The organism is Rhodovulum sp. ES.010 (assembly GCF_900142935.1).
In the GTDB taxonomy this organism is placed as follows: domain Bacteria; phylum Pseudomonadota; class Alphaproteobacteria; order Rhodobacterales; family Rhodobacteraceae; genus Rhodovulum.
The window spans coordinates 1,792,926-1,813,727 of sequence record NZ_FSRS01000001.1 but is presented as its reverse complement, the minus strand read 5'-3'; the positions used below and the strand labels follow the sequence as shown (position 1 = coordinate 1,813,727).

The following is a 20,802-nucleotide window of genomic DNA, read 5'->3' as shown; positions in this document are numbered from 1 at the left end:
GCAAGTCACGCTTCCAGCACGGGATCTTCCAAAGGACAACGCCGTGTCGCACAACGCTCCGTGGCAAGATGAGGACGCGAAAAACACTTGGCCGAGAGGTATTGACGCTCGTGCGCACCGGCTGCCATCGATAAAGCCTGCAAAGCTGCGGATCCCCAGTTGCAGGTCACGTCGCTTACGCATGGCGGCTTTCGACTTCAGGACGTCGAAACCGAGCATCTGCAATATTGGGCGACGTTCTTGTGAACCGACTTGAGGGAATGTCCGCTTCGGGCTGGGCCAAGTCATCTGATGGTTTGTGTCAGGTATTCGCAATACCCCGCGATGTGCGGTGCGTCGGCTGCGTGATTTCGCAGGCGCAGCGAATGGCTGGAATGACGGGCCGCGCCGCGGCGGAGCGAGGCGGTGGTCAATGGCCGGAACGGGCCGTCCTCAACGCCGCGAGGTGCCCGCGACCGGGGTATACCGCGACGAGACAGAGGTCGGCTCCGAGCCCCGAGCGGACCGGGTTAGCGGGGCTCGGACCTAACGCTCTCGATCCGACTTCGCCTTCATTGCACTGCGCACGAGCTTGCCGAAGGCGCGGTCCTTCTCGCGGCGCTCGGCGAGGCTGGCGGAGTTGAAGGCATCTTCCGCCTGAAGCTTGCGCCAGCGGGCGAGCCGCGCCGGGTCGAGGTTGCCGCCTTCGATGGCGGAGAGGATGGCGCAGCCAGGCTCAGTCTCATGCTGGCAGTCGGTGAACCGGCAGCTTGCGGCCAGCGCCTCGATATCCTCGAACACGTCGGCGATGCCCGCAGCGGCGTCGGTCAGCTGCAATTCGCGCATGCCCGGCGTGTCGAGGACGTGGCAGCCGCCGGGGGTCGCGTGCAGCTCGCGCCGGGTCGTGGTGTGGCGGCCCCTCGCGTCGTCCTCACGGATGCCCTGGGTGGCGATGGCCTGAGTGCCGAGGAGCGCGTTGGTGAGGGTCGATTTCCCCACGCCGGAGGAGCCGAGGAACGCGACGGTCCGTCCCGGTTTGCACCATTCGGCCAGCGCCTCCGCCGGTTCTTCGCCGCGGGCGTCAAGTGCCACCACCGGCACCCGGTCCGATACCTTCCGTGCCTCTTCGATATAGGGCGCGGTGTCGTCGGTGAGATCGGCCTTGGTCAGGACGATCACGGGCTCGATCGCGGCCTCGAAGGCGAGCGCCACGTAGCGCTCCAGCCGCGCCACGTTGAAATCCGCGTTGCAGGAGGTGACGACGAAGACCGTGTCGATGTTCGCCGCGATCAGCTGCACCTCGCGGCCCGTGCCCGGCGCGCGGCGCTTGATCAGGCTCTTGCGCTCCAGCACGCGGCTCGACCGGGGGCGCGCGCGGTCGTAGAGCAGCCAGTCGCCCACAGTGGCCTCCAGCCCCGGAGGGATCGTCTCGTCGATCCCGTCGCCCGCCACCTGCAAGCCGCTGCGGTGCACGGCAACGACGCGCACCGGGGGCGTCGCGGTCAGGGCGTCCGCGTCGATCTGGCTTGCGAAGGCCGGGCCCCAGCCGAGGCGCTCGAGACCCGTGGGCTCTCGCCGTTGCGGTGTGCCACCGGGCAGGAAGGCGGAGTAGTCGCGGACCATGGGCCTACCAGAGCGCGGGATCGTCGAACGCGGTGACGCAGCGCGCCGGCCCGCGGAGCGGCGTCAGCGGCGCGTCGGTCAGGGATTGGGCAATCCAGCCCTGCGGCTGGTTGAGCGGTTGCGGCGCCGGCAGGTCGGCTTCCGAGACTGGATTGAACCCGACCCGGCCATAGAAGGCCGGATCGCCGTAGGTCACGGCGATGTCCACGCCCTCCTGCCGGAGCGCATCGAGGCCGTGGGCGATCAGACGCTGCCCGATTCCCTGGCCTTGCAGTTCGGTCGCCACCGCCACGGGGGCCATCATGAAGACCGTGCGCGGATCCCCCTCGTAGGTAAGGCGCGTGAAGAAGATGCCGCCGACGAGCATGCCTTCCTCCCAGGCGGTGAACACGCGCAGGTCCTCGGTGGGGGTTTCGGCGATCAGGCGACGCGCGAGGGCGCCGATCAGCGCACCCTCCTCCACACCCTCGGAGGTAGTGAAGCTCGACGCGAACAGGTCCGCGATCGCGTCCGCCTTGGTCTCGTAGTCCGTTGAAAAGTCCATCATCATGTCTCCATCGGCAGGCTGAACCTGCCGGGTGTTGGAAATTGGTCTCAAGGTGCCCGTCAGGTCTTCTGGAGTACGAACATCTCGAAGCTCACGATCCCGTCGCAGGCCTGGTAGGCGGCCAGTTCCGCGCGCAAATCTTCGAGCACGCGGGTGCCTGCCAGCCGCGCCTCCATCTCCGCGACACGCGCCTCCAGGGGCTGGTAGTAGCTGTCCATCGCTTCCCGTCCCATGTCGAAATGCCCGAGCACGCGGTAGCGGGCCTGTTTCGCCTGCTCGAGCCGGACGGGAACCCGCGTCATCGCAGGGTATTCCGAGGCCCAGTACGCGCGCAGGTCTTCCGAGGGCGCATCGGTCCGCCAGACCATCTCGGAGAACACCAGCACGCCGCCGGGGCGCAACAGCCGCTTCCAGTCACGCATCGCGCGCTCGACGCCGATGATATAGGCGCTGCCCTCGGCCCAGATCACGTCCCACTGCTGCTCCGGCGCGGGCAGCTGCGCCATGTCCACGTTGCGCACCTCGACCCTCTCGCCGAGGCCCTCTGCCACCACCCTGTCGCGCAGCCTGTCCAGCGTGCCCTCGTCCGTGTCCGTCGCCAGAATCCGGGCATCGGTGGCCTCGGCTAGACTCATCGTTGCCATGCCAGGGCCGCAGCCAATCTCGAGGATGCTCTTCGGCGCGAAGGGGACCATGGCCAGGGCCTTTAACGTCGCGGCCTCGGTCGCCGGTCCCCAGCAGTCGAGCCCGGAGAACACCTCCATGAAGACCGCCATGTAATCGTCATGTGCATTCATGTCCTTCGATAGCCACGCGAGCCGCGCGGCCTCCTCGCTGGAAAACCCCTGTGTCATGAGCCAGGCGCGATGCAGATCGGGCGCCACCCGCTCGACCTCCTCGTGCCAGTCCTTCAGGCTGCCGCGCCCCAGAAGCGCTGCGAGCAGGTCGCGCGCCCGCGTCTTCTCGGCGATCTCGCGCTCCAGCGTTTCGAGCCGCTGGCCCAGCACGTCATGATCGAGTTTGCCATCGAGGCAGGCCTGGCACTCCTGCAAGCTGAGGCCACCGGCCTGAAGCTGCTGCATGAGGCGCAGGCGCTGTCGGTCGGCATCCGTGTAGACGCGATACCCGTTTGCTTGTCGCTTGCCTGTCAGCAGCCCGAGCTTCTCGTAATAGAGCAGCGTCGCGCGCGACAGGCCCACGCTCTCCGCCAGTTCCGAAATCTGATACATCCGCCGCCCTGTCCGCTCACACCGATTCTCGACCGTCGATACCGTTCCTAAGGTGTGAAGCTATAGACAGGTCAAGCTTCGGTGAGGATGAAAAGTCCCCTTCGTCCGCGCAGCCGACCTTCACCCTCCGAAAATGCTGCACGATGGACGAATGGCCGGTCTGGTGAAGCTGCGCCGCCGCGCCCGGCGATGTGTTGAAGGTCCGGAACGGGCCGCTTGCCCCCTCCAATGTGACCGGCCGCGCCTTTCCGCAAGAGAGCCAATGTTACGGTCATGGGGCCATCTCGGCCAGCGGCAGGGCATTCAGATCGGCCCGAATCTGGCGCCAGCCCGGCATGTGTCGGTCCAGGGTGGCCAAGAAGGCTTCATCATGCCGGCGGGACACGAAATGCGCCATCTCGTGCAGGACCACGTAATCCAGGCATTGAAGGGGCTTTTTCGCCAGGTCCAGGTTGACCCAGATGAGGCGCTTGTCCGGGTTGCAGCTTCCCCATTTCGTACGCATCTGGCGCACGCCCCAGCGGGGGGGCGGGACACCCAGGCGTTCCGCCCATTTCACGACCCGGGGGGCCGTGCGCGATTTCAGTTCGTCCCGATACCAGGCGGCCAGCCACCGGGCCTTCTGATCTGCCGTTGCTCCTTCAGGAACGGTCATCGTCAGTCGGTCCGCCCCCTCGAGTTGCATGCTGCATCCGCTTGATCCGGACTGGCGGACAGACAGCCTCAAGGGCTTGCCCAGGAAATAGTGGGTTTCCCCTGAGAGATACCGGCGCTCTGTTTCCCGGGCCTGCCCTGCGAATTCGCGCTGCTTCTTCTTGATCCAGCCGAGGCGGGTCACAATGGCGACCCGGATGGCGTCTTCGCTGATCGCCGGCGGGGCGGCGACCCGAACGCGTCCCGTCGGAGGGTAGACCCCGATATGCAGGTTCTTGATCGGCTTGCGCAGCAATTCGACCGACAGACCGGCGACCTCGATCACCTCAGTATTCGTCATGGGTCCGGATGATCTCGATGATGCGATCCACGGTTTCATCGTCTTCCAGCGCCTCCGCCAATTTCCGCCGGAGCATCCTTTCCTTCATCCTGTTGCCGCGCCACCCGGTCTGGGCCGTTTCCCGGACCACCTGATCGATCGTCTGTGCCAGGGCCTCGTCCTGCTCGAGGTTGTCGTAGAGCGCCTTTCGGCCGGGTGTGTTGATGGTCGCCGGGTATGCCCCGCCATGACCGGCCTTCACCGCCCGGACCAGTTCCGCGATCCTCTCGAGATACTCAGCGTAGGCGATTGCGTCGTCCCGGCGTTTCTTGACCAGATCGTTCAGCAACTCAGACATCCGCTCGTAGAACTTCGGGTTCACCGGGATTTCGTCGGTGATCACCCGGCGGACATTGTTCTCGATGGCCTCGGCGACGTTCTCCCGCCTGCCTTTCATGGCCTGAGAGAGCGCCCCTTCGGCTTCGGCGCCCTTGCTGGCGACCAGGTCGATCAGGCTGATATCGTCGAGATGCGAGATCACCTCGGTCTCGTCAGCCTTGATGTAGGTGTCGATCAGGTGCCGCATCGCGGGCTCGAACTGCTTCATGTCCACCGCGTCGCCGCTGTGGAGGCGCACTGCGTCGCGCAGCGCGATGGCATGGTCGACCTCGCGGCGATACTGGGCAAGTTCAAGCTCGTTGACGCCCGAGGCGGCGGGATCCTCGGCGGCGGCGGCGAATGCCCGGGCATAGGCCCCGGCCAGCTTGTAGAGCGCCTGGCGCCGCCGGGCCTTTTCCTCGGCTTGCGGATCGTCTTCCCAACCGCCGGGGCTGGAGAAATAGGCCAGAACCTCGTCATCCCCCTTGGGCTGCTCCACCGGGTCCAGAAGGCCGAACCACGCATCCCGGGCCGTCATCAGGTCTTCGCCCGCCTTAGCAGGCTGCTGAAAAACCTCGCTCTGGACGTCGGTTGAGGGACGTGATTCACCCCTTGGGCGGTTGCCGGAGGGGTTGGGATGCGGGGCGCGGACGAGACGAGCGGGTCGCTGTTCAGCTATGTTGACATCGAGGCGCGGATCCCGGCGCGGCATCCGTTGCGGCAGATCCGGCGGGTCGTGAACGAGGCTTTGGCCAGCCTCGATGCCGAGTTCGAGACGCTCTACGCCCCGGAGGGCCGGCCCTCGATCCCGCCGGAGCGGCTGATCCGGGCGAGCCTTCTACAGATCCTGTTCTCGGTACGCTCGGAGCGGCAGTTGATGGAGCAGATGGATTACAACCTCATGTTCCGCTGGTTCGTGGGCCTGGGGATCGACGACGCGGTCTGGGTCCCCACCGTCTTCACGAAGAACCGTGACCGGCTGCTGACCACCGACATGGCGCGCAAGGTGATGGGCGCGATCCTGGCTCACCGGGAGGTCGCACCGCTGCTGTCAGACGAGCACTTCTCGGTGGACGGCACGCTGATCAAGGCCTGGGCTTCCATGAAGAGCTTCCAGCCGAAGACCGAGGGCAGCCCGCCCGGCGCGGACGGGCCGGGTGACCCGCCGGGGGACACCGATCAGGATACCAGCCCCGACACCGCCCCTGCCCAGCCCGAAGCCGAGACCGTCCCGATGCCCAGCCCCAGCCGCCGCCACCGCAACGCCGAAGTCGACTTCCGCGGCGAGAAGCGCTCCAACGCCACCCATGCCTCGATCACCGACCCCGACGCGCGGCTGTTCCGCAAGTCGCAGGGGACGGGCGCGCTGCTCTGTTACATGGGGCATGCGCTGATGGAAAACCGCAATGGCTTCGTCGTCCAGGCCGACCTGACCCGCGCCGATGGCCATGCCGAACGCCGCGCCGCGCTCGACATGATCCACCGCCATTCCCCCGGCTCGACCCGCCGCCTCACGCTGGGCGCCGACAAGGGCTACGACAGCGCAGATTTCGTCGCCGATCTGCGACAGGCCCACGTCACGCCGCATGTCGCCCAGAAGGCCCGACACTCCGCCATCGACGGCAGAACCACCCGCCACCCCGGCTGCGCCCTGTCCCAGACGCGCCGCAAGAAGATCGAAGAGCCCTTCGGCTGGGCCAAGACCGTCGGCGGCATGGCCCAGACCGTATACCGCGGCCTCGACCGCGTCGCCGCCCGCTTCACCTTCACCATGGCCGCCTGCAACCTCGCCAGACTGCCGAAGCTGCTGGCCGCCTGACGCCAAAGGCAGGGCCGAGACCAAGCACACAGAACAGACGACGCCGGCCTCACGGGTGAGGGTCAGGGAAATCCGTCCGGCCGCAAGAGAATTTCAGCGGCCTGTTAGGAAGCCGCTTACCGCTTGTCACTCTGGCAAGTTCGTCCAGGCGCTTCAGGCTCCAGCCCTGGGGCAAAGTCGCCCCACTCATCCCGCCACCCCCATCGCCGCCAGATGCCCGGCCACCCGGGCCTCCAGCGCGGCCAGATCGTCCATGATCTGCGGCAGGGTCTGGCCATAGCGTTCGGTCAGCACGCGCACCCGGGCGGTCAGGGCCTCGGTCCTGGCCTCCACCTCGGCCCCGATGGCGGCGGCGATATCGGCGAGCCACTTGTCCTGCACGACAAGGGTGCGGATCTGGTCCTCGGTCAATTCGGGATAGGTTTTCAGCACGGCCTCGGTCAGCCTGGCCTCGGCTTCTTTCGCCGCCTTTTTCGCCGCGGCCTCGGCCTTCAGCAGCCTGGCGGCCTGTTTCAGCAGCGGGCGTTCCTCGGCATCGGCCTCGCCCAACGCCTCGCGCGCCTTGACCGAGGCGGCGGTCAGCTTGCCGGTGTCGGTCAGGGCCTCGGCCAGCAGCCCGCCCTCGGCGCCGTGTTCCTCGGCCAGCTCCTCGATCTCGCGGCCCAGCTCTTCGGCCCGGGCGGTGGCCTGGTCCAACGCATCCTTGAGGTCAGGGAAGAAGCGCGCGGTGATCAGCGCGGGCGGGATGACATCGGCCACAAGGCGCACCTTGTTCACGGTCAGGTCGCCGTCCTCCAGCCATTTCGTCTTGCCGTCCTTGACCTCCTTGCGGGCCTCGCGCAGGTCGCGCGCCGCCAGCCAGCCGCCGCCCGCGATGATGAACACGTCGTCCTGCATGGTCTGGGCCCAATAGGTCATCAGGCGCTGATAGGCCTCGTAGCGGTCGATCAGGGGGGCGGCGGCGAACCGGGCCAGCATGTCCTCGGCAATGGCGTGGATCAGGTCGCGGGGGTGATCGCCCTGTTCGATGCTCATCAGCGCGGGGGTGTTGGCCTGCACCCAGCCATCCAGGATTTCGGTGACCTGCGCGCGGAAGGCCGCGAAATCGGGGTGGTTCCGGATGGTGGCGCGCACCGCGTCGGGGGCGATCAGCGGGTCGGAATAGCCCGCCCGCGGGTTCGGCCCGAAGAGCGTGGGGCGCAGGCTGGGCATGACATCCCAGAAATTGCGCAACGCATCGATGTCGCGGTCGGGCACGCCGCCCTGCAGGTGGGCGGTGATATCCTGCAGATCCTCGGGCTCGGAGGCGTCGATGTAGCGGGGGATGTTCAGGTTGAACTCGTTCCGCGCGATCTCGTCGAAGGGGACGAGGCGGGAATATCCCGGCATTTCCTGGCCGCGGGTGAAGGCATCGGTGATCTTGTGGATGTCGCGTTCCCGCAGGCGGTTCTTGTTGCCGTCCTTGGTGAAGCCCCTGGAGGCGTCGATCATGAAGACCGGGCGGCGGTCGCTTGCCTCGGCCTTGTCCAGGACGATGATCGAGGCGGGGATGCCGGTGCCGTAGAACAGGTTGGCCGGCAGGCCGATGATGCCCTTGATATAGCCGCGTTTCAGGATCCTTTCCCGCAGCCGGGCCTCGGCATTGCCGCGGAACAGAACGCCATGGGGCAGGATCACCGCACCCGACCCGGTCGCCTTCATCGAGGCGAGGATGTGCAGCAGGAACGCGAAATCGCCGTTCTTGGCGGGCGGCTCGCCATCGTCGAACCGGCCGTATTTCGTGTCCTCTGTCAGGCCGGAGGCCCAGGCCTTGGCGGAGAAGGGCGGATTGGCCACCACGAAATCGAAGGTCTGGAGGGTCTGGGCATCGGCCAGGAAATGCGGCTCGGCGATCACGTCGCCCTGCGCGATCTCGGCGGTGGCGCGGTTGTGCATGATCATGTTCATGCGAGCGAGGCCTCGGGTGGCGATGTCCATCTCCTGCCCGAAGATCGAGATCGGCACGCGGGCGGTTTCCGCTGCCTTGAGCAACAGGGACCCCGAGCCGCAGGTCGGGTCATAGACCGACTGTTTCGGGCTGGTGGCGCGGCTGACGCCCGCCACGGCCGCCACGACGCGCGAGACCTCGGCCGGGGTGTAGAACTGCCCCTTGGACTTGCCCGCCTCGGTCGCGAAATTGCGCATCAGGTATTCGTAGGCGTCGCCGAGGATATCGTCGCCATCGGCGCGGTTCTTCGAGAAGTTCAGCTCTTCCCGGCTGAAGATGTTGATCAGCGCGGTCAGCGTGTTGATCATCTTCTGCCCGCGCCCGAATTTCTCGGGGTCGTTGAAGAAGGCCCGGTCGATCACCCCGCTCAGGTCGTTTTCCTCGGCGATCCGGGCGATGATCATGTCCATGCCTTCGCCGATGGCCTTGGACTCGCGGAGGTCCTTCATGTCCGCGAAGGACGCGCCTTCCGGCACCTCGATCAGCGCATCGGGCTCGCCTGCGCGGTCGGAGACATATTTCACGAAGAGGAGCGTGAGGATGTAGTCCTTGTAGAGCGAAGCATCCATCCCGCCCCGGAGCTGGTCGCAGCTTTTGACCTGCCACGGGATTTTTCCTCCACCTGCGATTAGAGTCCGACCCAAGGAGGGGACGGACAATGAAGCGAACGAGATACAGCGAAGAGCAGATTATCGGCATCCTGGCCGAGCATGAGGCCGGGGCGAAGTGTGCCGATCTGTGCCGCAAGCACGGCATGTCGGAGGGGACGTTCTACAACTGGAAAGCCAAATACGGCGGCATGACGGTGTCAGAGGCCAAACGGCTGAAGGCGCTCGAGGACGAGAACGCCAAGTTGAAGAAGCTGCTGGCGGAGCAGATGCTGGATCTGGCCGCGATGCGCGAGCTGGTTTCAAAAAAGTGGTGACGCCCGTCGTGAAGCGCGAGGCGGTCGCGCATCTGAAGGCCCGGTTCGGGCTGTCGGAACGACGGGCGTGCCAGATTGCCGGCGCGGATCGGAAGACGATCCGCTACCGGTCGCAACGCGCACCCGACACGGAACTGCGCGGCCGATTGCGGGAGCTTGCCAACGAGCGTCGGCGGTTCGGCTACCGGCGGCTCTTCGTCCTGCTCCGGCGGGAGGGCGAGCCCTCGGGGATCAACCGTATCTACCGGCTTTACCGCGAGGAAGGGCTGACCGTCCGCAAGCGGCGCGCGCGGCGCAAGGCCATCGGCACCCGCGCCCCGATCCTGGTCGAGGCGCGCGCAAATGCCCGTTGGTCACTGGATTTCGTCCATGACCAGTTCGCGTGCGGGCGGCGGTTCCGGGTGCTGAACATCGTCGATGACGTCACGCGCGAATGCCTCGCCGCGATCCCGGACACGTCGATCTCCGGCCGGCGCGTCGCGCGGGAGCTGACGGCGCTGATCGAACGTCGCGGCAAGCCGGGAATGATCGTGTCGGACAACGGGACGGAACTGACCTCGAACGCGATCCTGAAGTGGTGCGCCGAGAACCGGATCGAATGGCACTACATCGCGCCGGGCAAGCCGATGCAGAATGGCTTTGTCGAGAGCTTCAACGGCCGGATGCGGGACGAGTTCTTGAACGAGACGCTGTTTCGTAACCTCGCCCATGCCCGCGACCTGATCGCCGCCTGGGTCGCCGACTACAACACCGAGCGCCCCCATTCGGCCTTGGGCTATCAGACCCCGGCTGACTACGCGCAGACCCTGACCACCGCAATCGCCCGACCCGCTGCGCGAGATGAGAGCTCCGCGCGTCGGGCGATTGCTCAACCCGCGCCATTTGGCGTAAACACCAACCGGGCTCCGGTCGCGGCTGGATGAAAGATCAGTGGCAGGTCATGCCTTCTGGGCGCTCGTCAAGTTTGTCGACCGTTTCGAGCAAGATTGTCAGAGAAGATAGGAAGTCCTGGTATCCTGTGACAATCAAACAACTCGGTTGCCTCAGAACGGACTTGACCAAGTCACTTACCGAGCGCGTTGCATTGTCGCCCCAGGCCTCATGTCCAGACGCAGGAGGCCCTTCGGTCGTAGGCACGTCACGATCAGTGTCGCTGACACGCGAGAAAAAGCGTGAAATCAGTCCTTGCCGCTCCGTGGTTGCCATGTGCCGTTGTCTTCCTATGCCCCCAGGGGCAACGCTGATTTAGCTTTGTCGAGGCTATCAATCTTGATCTGCAATTCCGAGCTCCGCCCAAAGCTCGCGCGGCGCCGGCGAAGCCAATTCCCATTGGACTTCGATTGGCCTCTCACCCTCCCATCCAGCGAACCTGGGCTGCCCGCAATAGATGAATGGATTGACCTTGCCGTTCACCTTGTTCCCGCGGCGGATGAACAGGTGTACCTCATGACCTTCCTCACCGCTGATGATCCGGCCATGCTTGCTGTCCTGGCGCGTCTGGTTTTGGCTGAACCATTTCAGTCGTGACGGGCTGAGGAATGCGTTTTCGTAGGTCAGGTCCTGGGTCGAAACATTGGCTAGAAGCACCATGATCTTCTTCTTCGGCAGCGCCTTCATCCCGGTGCGCCAAAGGTTTTGCTTGTACTCTTCGCCAAAGAACTCGGCGATGTCCGGCACGTAGTAGCGCTGCCAAAGCTCCAGAGCCTGTGGCTTGCCGACAAAGGTTGCGGATGCCTCGGCGGCCTCGCGAACGATGGGCGCTTCCGCCAGGCGCCATTCGACCAACTCGCGCACAAGCAGTTCCAACTCACCTGAGGCGTCTGGCCGGGCCAACCGAAAGCCGTCGCTGCCCTGAGCCAGGTGCGGGTTGAAGGCAAGCTCTGACGCGCCTTCGCTCGGTTGCCGCCCGGCTACGACGTCGCGCAGTCCGGTCAAGGCGGATCGGGACAAACCCCTGGGCCGTTCCAATTCACCCAAGAGACGACCGTGAGTGGCGAAAGGACGTTCGGGCAAGGGATCGCCCATGTCCCGCACGAAATCGAACCAGCCGCCATGGCCGGAGGCGCGGGGGTCGAAGCCGTTGCGGAAGACTTCGACAGCCGTGGGGCGGATACCGGTCCGGTCCCGGAAATCGACATAGAAGGCTTCAAGCTCCGCCGCGCCTTCTTTCGGGCGGAGGAGATTGCGCAGGATGTCGATGACTTCGAGCTCATAGGTGATCTCGCAGCCCTGGGGCATTTGGAACTCACCGGCCTGAAGCACGTCCAGCTTGGTCGAGATCGAGCGATCGCCTGCGCCGGCCTGCAGAAGGGTTGCGACCTTGGTGAGGAAGCTGCGGTGGTTGCCGATGTAGTCGATCACCTGCAGCACCTTGCCCTCGACGCGGCGCAGGCCGCGGCCGAGTTGTTGCAGCCAGATAATCGCGCTTTCGGTGGGACGCAGCATCAGCACGGTGCCGATCTCGGGCACGTCCACGCCTTCGTTGAACATGTCGACCGCGAAGAGGATGTCGATCTCGCCGCGACCAAGCGCTGCGAGGGAGCTCGCCCGCGGGGCGGAGCCTTGGCCCGAATGGACGGCAACAGCCTTCAGACCGGCGTTGCGGAAGTAATCCGCCATGTAGTCGGCGTGGCGCATAGAACAGCAAAAGCCGATCGCTGGGCCGGTTGCGCGCTTGCGGTATTGTTCCAACGCATTTACCGCCCGCGCCTCGGTGGCCAGGGCTGCGTCCAGCGCGGTGGGGTCGAACTGGCCGGAACGCCAGGGGATCTGTGCGTAATCCACGTCATCCGGAACGCCGAAATAGTGGAAGGGCGCCAGATGTCCTGCGTCGATCCCGCGGAACAGGTCGCATTCGTAGACGAGGTTTTCACCGCAGAGGCCGAGAAGGTCCGCGCCATCCGTCCGGTCGGGCGTAGCGGTCAGGCCGAGCAGGAAGCCGGGCGTGAAATGCTCGATCAGCTTCTGGTAGGTGCGGGCCGCGGCGTGGTGGAATTCATCAACCACGATATAGTCGAAATGGTCTCGGTCGAATTGGCGCAAGTGACCGACGCGGCCAAGTGTCTGAACCGAGGCGAAGAGGATTTCTGAATTTGCCTCTTTCTCGGTGCCCGTGTAGCGGCCCAGTTTGGCTTCGGGGCGGACCTTGCGAAAGGCCGCCATGGCTTGGGTTAGGATTTCGTCGCGATGGGCGACGAAGAGGATGCGGCCCGCCCTAGCACGGATCGTGTCGAAAGCCGCCAGCCAGGTCTTGCCCAGCCCGGTGGCCAGCACGACAAGCCCGGCGCGGTGGCCGTTCGAACGGCTTTGTGTAAGCGCCGCCAGCGCCTCCTGCTGGATCGTATGCGGCTCCGGTGGTGGGCCTTCTTCTGCCACAACGCGGGCGGTGAATTCGGGCATCGGGCGCGCCCTGCGGCGTTTCGCATAGGCATCGACCCATGCTGCCGTCAGCGGTTTTACCTCGGGGCATGCCAGCAAGTCCTGAAAAGCCACCCCGACACTGTCTGCCGCGTCTTCGGAATGCAGGTTCCATTCCGCACCATCGGTCAGCGCCGATTGAGACAGGTTCGAGCTACCGACAATTGCCGCCCCGCGTGCATCGGCGGCACGGAATAGCCAGGCCTTGGGGTGAAAGCTGAGGCCGCCAGTTTCGAACACGAAGAGCTCCGCGCCTTCTAGGTCCAGCAAACGGGCCAAGGCGGTCGGGTCGGTCGTGTCGAGATAGTCGCCCACCACGATCCTGAGCCGCCCGCCGCGCGCCAGCAGCTCCCGGAACCAGGGCTCCAGCAGGGCCACGCCGCTGTCCATGGCGAAGGCAACTGCCAAGTCGACCGAGTGCGCGGTGTCGAGACGCTCGGCGAGCAGCGGTAGAAGCGGATCGCGGCCGCCGGTTGTCAGACGCGCCGTACTGGCTTCCCGCAGGTGGAAATGGCCGTGATCGGATGAGGCAGAGAAACCAGCCGTGCCGCGACCAAGTGCGGTGCCCACTTCGGCCAGCATCGCCATCTGTTCCGGGACGGTCAGATCATCCCACGCGGGCACATGCCGAGGGGCGGGGATCAATCCGGCCTCACGGTGCATGCAGATCGGGCAGGTGAGGCGCGGGTTAGTCACACTCGTCCAGATTGATCTTCCTTACTGTCACCATTCCTAAGGATCGCCGCCGTCATGTCCAGGCGCTGCGGCGATGCGGCACCGGCCCGAGCAGTGAACTCCGGCCTGAATCCCCATCGGAAAAGTGGGACACATATCCGGAAAAATCCAATAAACATGGTGAAAGAAAAAAGTCCCACCGCCCCGCAACATATTACAATAAAAACAACAGTTTATGCCGCCCCCGGGCACCACTTTTTGCAAATAAAAACAATATCTTGGCGCGCGCCGCCTGTCAGGTCTCGCAGTGCTATTCCGCTATGGGTCTCATTTGGGTATCAGTTCTATGCCGTTGCGCGGTCTGCGCTTGGCTGTAGCGCGGCGACAGTTTGTGCACGTGTAGCGCGGCGACGGCTTTTGCACGCAAATCTTGCCGTTATGATCGGACGATTGAACGAAGATGGTGACGCTATGAGAGGTCAGCTATGGAGTGCGCCCCTGCGGGTGGACCAGTCGGACCGGTTGAATTGATCCCCTACGGGCTTTCAGAGGAAGAAAGCCCATGTCCAGACGCCACCGTAGTCACAGTACCGAATTCAAGCGCCAGGTCGTCGCCGAGTATCATGGCGGCGAGACGCTGCATGCACTCGGCCGCCGCCACGATCTGTCGCGCAACCTGATCCGCATCTGGGTCGAAAAGGCAGACGCCGGCGCCCTCGACGAGGACGTGGCGGCAGCTGAGCTGATGGCCGAATGCGAAGCCCGGATAGCCGCGCTCGAGCGCCTGGCCGGTCGCCAGGCCCGTGAGATCGAGCTGTCTCAAAAGGGGCTCAGCGCTCAGGACGCTTGCCGAGAAACGGGCCTATATCCGGGACTGTCGGCCCCGCGGCCTCCCGATCCGGCGAGGATGTAAGCCGATGGGTGTCGCGCGATCCAGCTTCTATGCCGATTCCGGTCCGAAGCCCGGCGACGCAGCGATCATCGCGGAAATCCGGGCGATTACCGACGAGTTCGAGGGCTATGGCTATCGCCGTGTCGGTGCCGAGCTCCGCCACAGAGGCATGGTCGTCAACTCTAAGAAGGTGCGGCGGCTGATGAAGGAGAACGACCTGAACCCGCGGCTGCGCCGGCGTTTCGTGAGCACGACCGACAGCGATCATGGCGGGCCGATCTTTCCGTTCATCGCTAAGGAGTTCGAGGTTCATGGCCCGGACCAGCTCTGGGTGGCCGACCTGACGTACATCGCCATCCGCGGAGGCTTCTCCTATGCCGCGCTGATCCTCGACGCCTGCTCGCGGCGCGTTGTCGGCCATGCCGTCGGCCGCGGAATCGATGCCCGCCTGGCAGCGAAGGCGCTCGAAAACGCTATCGCGGAGCGGCGCCCCTTGCCCGGCTGCCTCTTCCACACGGACCGCGGATCCCAGTACGCGTCAGAACCGCATCGCAGCATTCTCGCCGAACACGGTTTCCTCGGCTCCATGAGCCGTCGCGGAAATCCGTATGACAACGCACAGGCCGAGAGTTTCATGAAGACGCTGAAGGTGGAGGATGCATACCTGATGGAGTATGAAACGTATGAGGAAGTCGCAGTCGGCGTCCCCCGTTTCATCGAAGCCTACAACAGCTGCCGCCTACATTCAGCCCTGGGGTATCTCAGCCCCGCCCAGTTCGAAGACCGCCACGCTCGCGCCATGGTCAAAAACGCCGCCTGATCGTGTCCACCCGCAGGGGCGCACTCCAGTCTTCGCCGGCCGGGCAGCCGCCCGTGCTCGGCATCACGAAGCGGTGCGACAGATCGTTGACGGCGCCCGCGGGTGCAAGGCAGGCAAGGGCGCTGACGAGGGCGGGCAAGCGGGTCATGGCGCACTGAATCCGCAAGGGACTGAGATACTCGCGTTCAGGCTGATCGCCCCGTCGGTGGCGCAACACGGGAAGCCGACGCACCCATTGCGCGCGCAGGTTTGGCCGACCGGCACTGGGCGCCCGCCCGCGTCCGGGATGCGTGTATCATCCGAGGCGCTCTTTTCGCACAAGGCCTTAATTTAGACAAGTTCTAACAATAGGCCCGCCGGCGAGCCCCGGCGCAAGCGGCCGACCTTAGGACTTTCTTGTAGGTATCCGCGGTAGCAGGGCCGTAGCCGATTTTCTTTGGCAGTTAACTGGATGGAGCCCGCGTACCAATGAAGAGAGTCCTGGAACTGCCGATCGGTTCACGGCTGACCGTGATGATTGTCGCCATCATGTTCGTCTCGATGGCCGGTCTGGGGGCCCTCCTGTACAACCGGGCCTACCAGATCAGCTACGAAGGCGCCGTCAACGACCTGGCGGCGATGGCGAACGACCAGACCGATCGCGTGGCGGACTGGTTTGCCGATCGCGAAACGGCCATCGCTGCGCAGGCGGCCAGCCCCTCGTTGGCACGTGCGCTCGCTGCATTCCGCGAGTCGCTGGATGCGGAGGGGGCCAGCCTGGCCGCCGTCCGCGCGGCGTATACCTCGGCCAGTCCGCAGCCGGCGGGCGCCCCCGGGGCCTACGGTCGGGTGCATGACCGCCAGCATGCCGATTTCGCGAGGATGCTGGAGGGGTTCGGCTACTACGACGTCTTCCTTTTCGACCCGGATGGATGGTTGGTCTACTCGGTTACCAAGGAGGCCGAGTTCGGGACGAATCTGGTTTCCGGCACCTACGCCGATTCGGGCCTGGGCCGCGTGGTGCGCGAAGCCGCGGCGGCGCCGGCCGGCAGCGTGGCCGTGTCCGATATCGGCGAGTATGCGCCGAGCGGGGACGCCCCGGCCGCCTTCATGGCCGCGCCTGTTTTCGACGAGCGGGGCGAAAGGCTCGGCCTGCTCGCGGTCCAGATTCCGATCGGGGATCTGTCGGCGCTGGTCAGCCAGGCCTCCCTCCTGGGCGCCCACGGGGACATGTATATCGCGGGGGCCGACGGTCGCGCACGGACCTACTCGCGCCTTGGGGACCGGTTCGAAGTGCTCACGCCGCTGCCCGAGCGCGCCTTCGTCACCGCCTTGCGCGCCGGCGAGACGGGCCTTCACCACGGGGTGGAGGGTATCACCGGGCTCGACAGCATCGTCTACACGCTGCCCGTGGATGTCGATTTTGCCGATTGGACCCTGGTCGCGGAACTGGACCGCCAGGAGTATCTCGCGGGGCTCATTTCCCTGCGCAACGGCGTCGTGCTGTTCGTGGTCGTCGGCCTCGCCGTCGGTGTTGGCCTCAGCGTTCTCGTCGCCCGCACGATCACCCGGCCGCTGAGGGACTTCCTGGCCTCGATGAACGCGGTTTCGGGCGGCGACCATACCGCTTCGGTCGCCACCGCCGACCGGCTCGACGAGATCGGGACGATGGGGCGCGATCTGGTCGCGTTCCGCGACAGACTGGCGGAGGCGGAGCATCTTTCCGCCCAGCAGGAAGAGGACCGCCAAGACCAGCAGCGCGTCGTCGACCGGTTGGGCGCCGCGATGCGCGGGCTGGCCGATGGCGATCTCACCCAGCGGCTGGAGGAGCGTTTCCCCGACAGCTACGAGCAGATCCGGGCTGATTTCAACGGCACCGTCGACGCGATGCGCGACATCATCGGCGCCGTTATGGAGAATGCGCAAGAAGTGCAGGCGCGGGCCGAGGAGATCAGCGGCGCCTCGGACCACCTGTCGCAGCGTACCGAAAGCCAGGCCGCGACTCTGGAAGAGACCGCGGCGGCGATGGACGAGTTGACGACCAGCGTGCGGTCGACGGCGGAGGGAGCAGCCGAGGTGGCGGATGCCGCTTCAAAGGCGCGGCGCGGCGCCGAAGAGAGTGGCGCCGTGGTCAAGGAGGCGGTCGGCGCGATGTCCGAGATCGAGCACTCCTCGACCGGCATCACGCAGATCATCGGCGTAATCGACGACATCGCGTTCCAGACCAACCTGCTTGCGCTGAACGCGGGCGTCGAGGCGGCGCGCGCGGGCGAGGCGGGCCGTGGCTTCGCCGTGGTCGCCTCCGAGGTGCGCGCGCTGGCCCAGCGCTCCGCCGAGGCGGCCAAGGAGATCACAGGGCTGATCGAGACCAGTTCCCGGCAGGTGGAATCCGGCGTGTCGCGGGTCAACCGGGCCGGCGATGCCTTGTCCGTCATCGTCGGGCAGGTGGCCGAGATATCCGATTTGATCGATGGCATCGCCACCGGCGCGCAGGAACAGTCGGTCGGCCTGAGCGAGATCAACGGCGGCGTGTCGCAGCTTGACCAGATGACCCAGCAGAACGCCGCGATGGTCGAGGAGAACACGGCCGCCGGCGCCACGCTCAAGCAGGAGGCGGACCGCCTGATGCAAATCGTGTCCAAGTTCCGGTTGGGCGGTCCGGCCCAGGCGCCGGGGGCGCCTCGGCGGGCGCCGGCCGCCCCGTCGGACGCGCGCCCCAGACAGGTGTCGGGCGACACCGTCTGGACGGAGTTCTGAACCGGCAGGATCGGGTGCGGTCAGGACAACCGGCGCCCGTCCTCCTTGGCGAAGACCTGAACGCTGCCCGGCGCCACGCCGAGGTGCAGCCGCTCGCCGGGGCCGGGCAGGTCGTCGCCCGAGAGGCTGGCAATGATCTCGGTCCGGCCATCCTCCAGGACCCCGTGCACGTTGGCGGTTGCGCCAAGGCGTTCCACGACCCGCACGGTCGGCGCCAGCGGACCCGACGGTGCGCGCTGCAGCGCCTCGGGCCGGACGCCGATCACGACCTCGCGGGCTGGCGGCAGCGCGACGCCCGCCGCTTCGGCCAGGGCGGCCCCGGCATCCGCCGGCAGCACGTTCATCGGCGGCGAGCCGATGAAGCCGCCGACGAATAGCGAGGCGGGCCGTTCGTAGACCTCCATCGGCGCGCCGATCTGCTCGATCCGGCCGGCATTCATAACCACCAGCTTATCCGCGAGCGTCATCGCCTCCTGCTGGTCGTGGGTGACGTAGATCGAGGTCGTGCCCAGCCGCTGCTGCAGGTCGCGGATCTCGACCCGCGTCTTGACCCGCAGCTTGGCGTCGAGGTTGGACAGCGGCTCGTCGAACAGGAACGCCGCGGGTTCGCGCACGATCGCCCGGCCCATGGCTACGCGCTGGCGCTGGCCGCCCGACAATTCGCGAGGCCGGCGCTTGAGGAACCCGGACAGCCCCAGCATCTCGGCGGCGGTGCCGACCTTCTCGGCGATCCGGTCCTTCGGCATGCCGCGGTTCTTCAGCCCGTAGGCCATGTTGTCGAACACGCTCATATGCGGGTAGAGCGCGTAGTTCTGGAAGACCATCGAGATGTCGCGGGCCGCGGGCTCCAGGTCGTTCACGCGCTGGCCGTCGATGAAGATCTCGCCGCCGGTCGCCTCCTCCAGACCAGCCACCATGCGCAGAAGGGTGGACTTGCCGCAGCCGGACGGCCCGACCAGGACGCAAAGCTCGCCCGAGGTGATGTCGAGCGACAGCCCCGGAATCGCCTCGACCCCGCCGGGATAGACCTTGCGCAGCTCGTTCAGACGGATCTCGGACATCACTTCTCCACTTCGACAAGGCCGCGGACGAACAGGCGCTGCATCGCGAGGATCACAATGACGGGCGGCAGCAGCGCCAGGATCGCGGTCGTCATGATGAGGTTCCATTGAGGCACCTCCTCGGCCGCGTTGGCGAGCCGCTGGATGCCCATGACCACGGTGTAATAGCTCTCGTCGGTGGTGACGAGCAGCGGCCAGAGATACTGGTTCCAGCCGTAGATGAACAGGATCACGAAGAGCGCCGCGATGTTGGTGCGCGACAGCGGCACGAGGATGTCGCGGAAGAACTTCATCGGCCCGGCCCCGTCGATCCGCGCGGCCTCGGTCAGCTCGTCGGGCACGGTCATGAAGAACTGGCGGAACAGGAAGGTCGCGGTGGCCGACGCGATCAGCGGGATCGAGAGGCCCGCATAGGAGTTCAGCATCCCCAGTTTCGCCACGACCTCGTAGGTCGGCAGGATGCGCACCTCGACCGGCAGCATCAGCGTGATGAAGATCGTCCAGAACGCGAGCACCCGGAACGGGAACCGGAAATAGACGATGGCGAAGGACGACAACAGCGAGATCGCCAGCTTGCCCAGCGTGATCGCCAACGCCATGATCGTGGAGTTCATCAGCATCAGCCCGATCGGCGGTGCCCCGGCGGTCGACAGGCCCTCGCCCAAGACGGCGCCGTAGTTTTCGAGGAACCGGTCCCCCGGCAGCAGCGGCAGGCCGCTGTTCACCTCGGTCCTCGTATGGGTCGAGGCGACGAAGGCGAGGTAGATCGGGAACACGAAGATCGCCGCGCCGAGGATCAGCGTGGCATGCTGGATGAAGCTCAGTAGGGGGCGGCGTTCGACCATCAGTATTCCACCCGCCGTTCGAGATAACGGAACTGGATCGCGGTCAGCGCGATCACGATGGCCATCAGCACCACGGATTGCGCGGCGGACGAGCCGAGGTTCAGCCCCTCGAAGGCGTCGCGCCACACCTTGTAGACGAGGATCACCGTGTCGTTGCCCGGCCCGCCGCTGGTCGTTGCGTGGACGATGCCGAACGTCTCGAAGAACGCGTAGACGACGTTGACCACGATCAGGAAGAACACCGTCGGCGATAGCAGCGGCAACTGGATCGTCCAGAACCGCTTGACCGGGCCGGCCCCGTCGATGGCCGCCGCCTCGGTCAGCGACCGCGGGATCGCCTGCAGTCCGGCCAGGAAGAACAGGAAATTGTAGCTCACCTGCCGCCAGGCGGCCGCGATCACGATAAGCGTCATGGCGTCGGTACCGCTCTGGTAATGGTTCCAGTCGTAGCCCAGCACGCCCAGCGCGTAGGCCGCGATGCCGATGGTGGGGTTGAACAGGAACCACCACAGCACGCCGGCGACGGCCGGGGCGACGGCATAGGGCCAGATCAGCAGCGTGCGATAGGCCGTGGCCTGGCGGATCACCCGGTCGGCCATCACCGCCAGGACCAGCGCGATCCCCATCGACAGCCCCGCGACGAGCGCGCTGAAGACGACCGTGGTGACGAAGCTCTCAAGATAGAGCGGATCGCCGAAGAGCCGGGCGAAATTCGCCAGCCCCACGAACTCGGTCCGCAGGCCGAACGCGTCCTGGCGCAGCACCGACTGGTAAAGGGCCTGGCTGGCCGGCCAGATGAAGAAGACAAGGGTGATCGCGATCTGCGGCGCCACCAGGAGATAGGGAAGCCATCGGTGGCGGAACGTGACCTTCTTGGTGCGCAAATCGGTCCCTCC

At 65.7% G+C, this 20,802-nt stretch carries 15 protein-coding genes; 5 read left to right on the top strand and 10 right to left on the bottom strand.

The genetic code is table 11. The features are described 5' to 3' along the window. Positions 1-525: 525 nt before the first annotated feature. The 5 genes from rsgA to BUR28_RS08965 form a co-directional block, all read right to left on the bottom strand. The gene (gene rsgA, locus BUR28_RS08985; protein WP_074219806.1) at positions 526-1,602 is read right to left on the bottom strand and encodes a ribosome small subunit-dependent GTPase A; all 1,077 of its coding nucleotides are present in this window, start codon (positions 1,600-1,602) and stop codon (positions 526-528) included. A gap of 4 nt (positions 1,603-1,606) precedes the next feature. Next, a complete protein-coding gene (locus BUR28_RS08980; RefSeq protein WP_074221578.1) occupies positions 1,607-2,146 on the bottom strand; it encodes a GNAT family N-acetyltransferase in 540 nt (179 codons plus the stop codon). Positions 2,147-2,208: 62 nt separating this feature from the next. Continuing rightward, a complete protein-coding gene (locus BUR28_RS08975; protein ID WP_074219805.1) occupies positions 2,209-3,378 on the bottom strand; it encodes a MerR family transcriptional regulator in 1,170 nt (389 codons plus the stop codon). A gap of 271 nt (positions 3,379-3,649) precedes the next feature. Next, positions 3,650-4,357 (bottom strand): M48 family metallopeptidase, encoded by a 708-nt coding sequence (locus BUR28_RS08970; RefSeq protein WP_175566924.1) that lies wholly within the window; start codon positions 4,355-4,357, stop codon positions 3,650-3,652. Between the two features lies 1 nt (position 4,358). Next, positions 4,359-5,267 (bottom strand): hypothetical protein, encoded by a 909-nt coding sequence (locus BUR28_RS08965; protein WP_074219803.1) that lies wholly within the window; start codon positions 5,265-5,267, stop codon positions 4,359-4,361. Between the two features lie 99 nt (positions 5,268-5,366). Here BUR28_RS08965 and BUR28_RS08960 point away from each other — a divergent pair, with 99 nt between their 5' ends. Then, positions 5,367-6,548, top strand: a complete 1,182-nt coding sequence (locus BUR28_RS08960; RefSeq protein WP_074219802.1) for an IS5 family transposase — start codon at positions 5,367-5,369, stop codon at positions 6,546-6,548. A gap of 186 nt (positions 6,549-6,734) precedes the next feature. On the opposite strand, the gene BUR28_RS08955 is transcribed toward BUR28_RS08960, so the two are convergent. Beyond that, a complete protein-coding gene (locus BUR28_RS08955; protein WP_256370883.1) occupies positions 6,735-9,179 on the bottom strand; it encodes an HsdM family class I SAM-dependent methyltransferase in 2,445 nt (814 codons plus the stop codon). A 14-nt stretch (positions 9,180-9,193) separates the two neighbouring features. Here BUR28_RS08955 and BUR28_RS08945 point away from each other — a divergent pair. After that, a protein-coding gene (locus tag BUR28_RS08945; RefSeq protein ID WP_139307446.1) for an IS3 family transposase occupies positions 9,194-10,383 on the top strand; the annotation gives its coding sequence in 2 pieces (ribosomal slippage) (positions 9,194-9,446 and positions 9,446-10,383; 1,191 coding nt in all). 340 nt (positions 10,384-10,723) lie between these two features. On the opposite strand, the gene BUR28_RS08935 is transcribed toward BUR28_RS08945, so the two are convergent. After that, complete coding sequence (locus BUR28_RS08935) at positions 10,724-13,465, bottom strand: DUF3427 domain-containing protein (RefSeq protein WP_254813719.1); 2,742 nt, start codon at positions 13,463-13,465, stop codon at positions 10,724-10,726. A gap of 649 nt (positions 13,466-14,114) precedes the next feature. On the opposite strand from BUR28_RS08935, the gene BUR28_RS08930 reads away from it, so the two are divergent. From BUR28_RS08930 to BUR28_RS20615, 3 genes are all read left to right on the top strand, one after another. After that, complete coding sequence (locus BUR28_RS08930) at positions 14,115-14,465, top strand: transposase (RefSeq protein WP_074219800.1); 351 nt, start codon at positions 14,115-14,117, stop codon at positions 14,463-14,465. Further along, the gene (locus BUR28_RS08925; RefSeq protein WP_139307537.1) at positions 14,356-15,264 is read left to right on the top strand and encodes an IS3 family transposase; all 909 of its coding nucleotides are present in this window, start codon (positions 14,356-14,358) and stop codon (positions 15,262-15,264) included. The genes BUR28_RS08930 and BUR28_RS08925 overlap by 110 nt, the downstream gene beginning before the upstream one ends. A gap of 468 nt (positions 15,265-15,732) precedes the next feature. After that, entirely contained in the window at positions 15,733-18,000 is a 2,268-nt protein-coding gene (locus tag BUR28_RS20615; protein ID WP_074219798.1) for a methyl-accepting chemotaxis protein, read from the top strand. Between the two features lie 20 nt (positions 18,001-18,020). On the opposite strand, the gene ugpC is transcribed toward BUR28_RS20615, so the two are convergent. From ugpC to ugpA, 3 genes are read right to left on the bottom strand one after another with little or no spacing between them, the layout of a single operon-like run. Then, positions 18,021-19,061: a sn-glycerol-3-phosphate ABC transporter ATP-binding protein UgpC gene (gene ugpC / locus BUR28_RS08915; RefSeq protein ID WP_074219797.1), complete on the bottom strand. Its 1,041-nt coding sequence runs from the start codon at positions 19,059-19,061 to the stop codon at positions 18,021-18,023. Then, a complete protein-coding gene (gene ugpE / locus BUR28_RS08910; RefSeq protein ID WP_074219796.1) occupies positions 19,061-19,906 on the bottom strand; it encodes a sn-glycerol-3-phosphate ABC transporter permease UgpE in 846 nt (281 codons plus the stop codon). Before ugpE ends, ugpC begins: the two co-directional genes overlap by 1 nt. Further along, a complete protein-coding gene (gene ugpA, locus BUR28_RS08905) occupies positions 19,906-20,790 on the bottom strand; it encodes a sn-glycerol-3-phosphate ABC transporter permease UgpA (RefSeq protein WP_074219795.1) in 885 nt (294 codons plus the stop codon). Before ugpA ends, ugpE begins: the two co-directional genes overlap by 1 nt. Positions 20,791-20,802 lie beyond the last annotated feature (12 nt).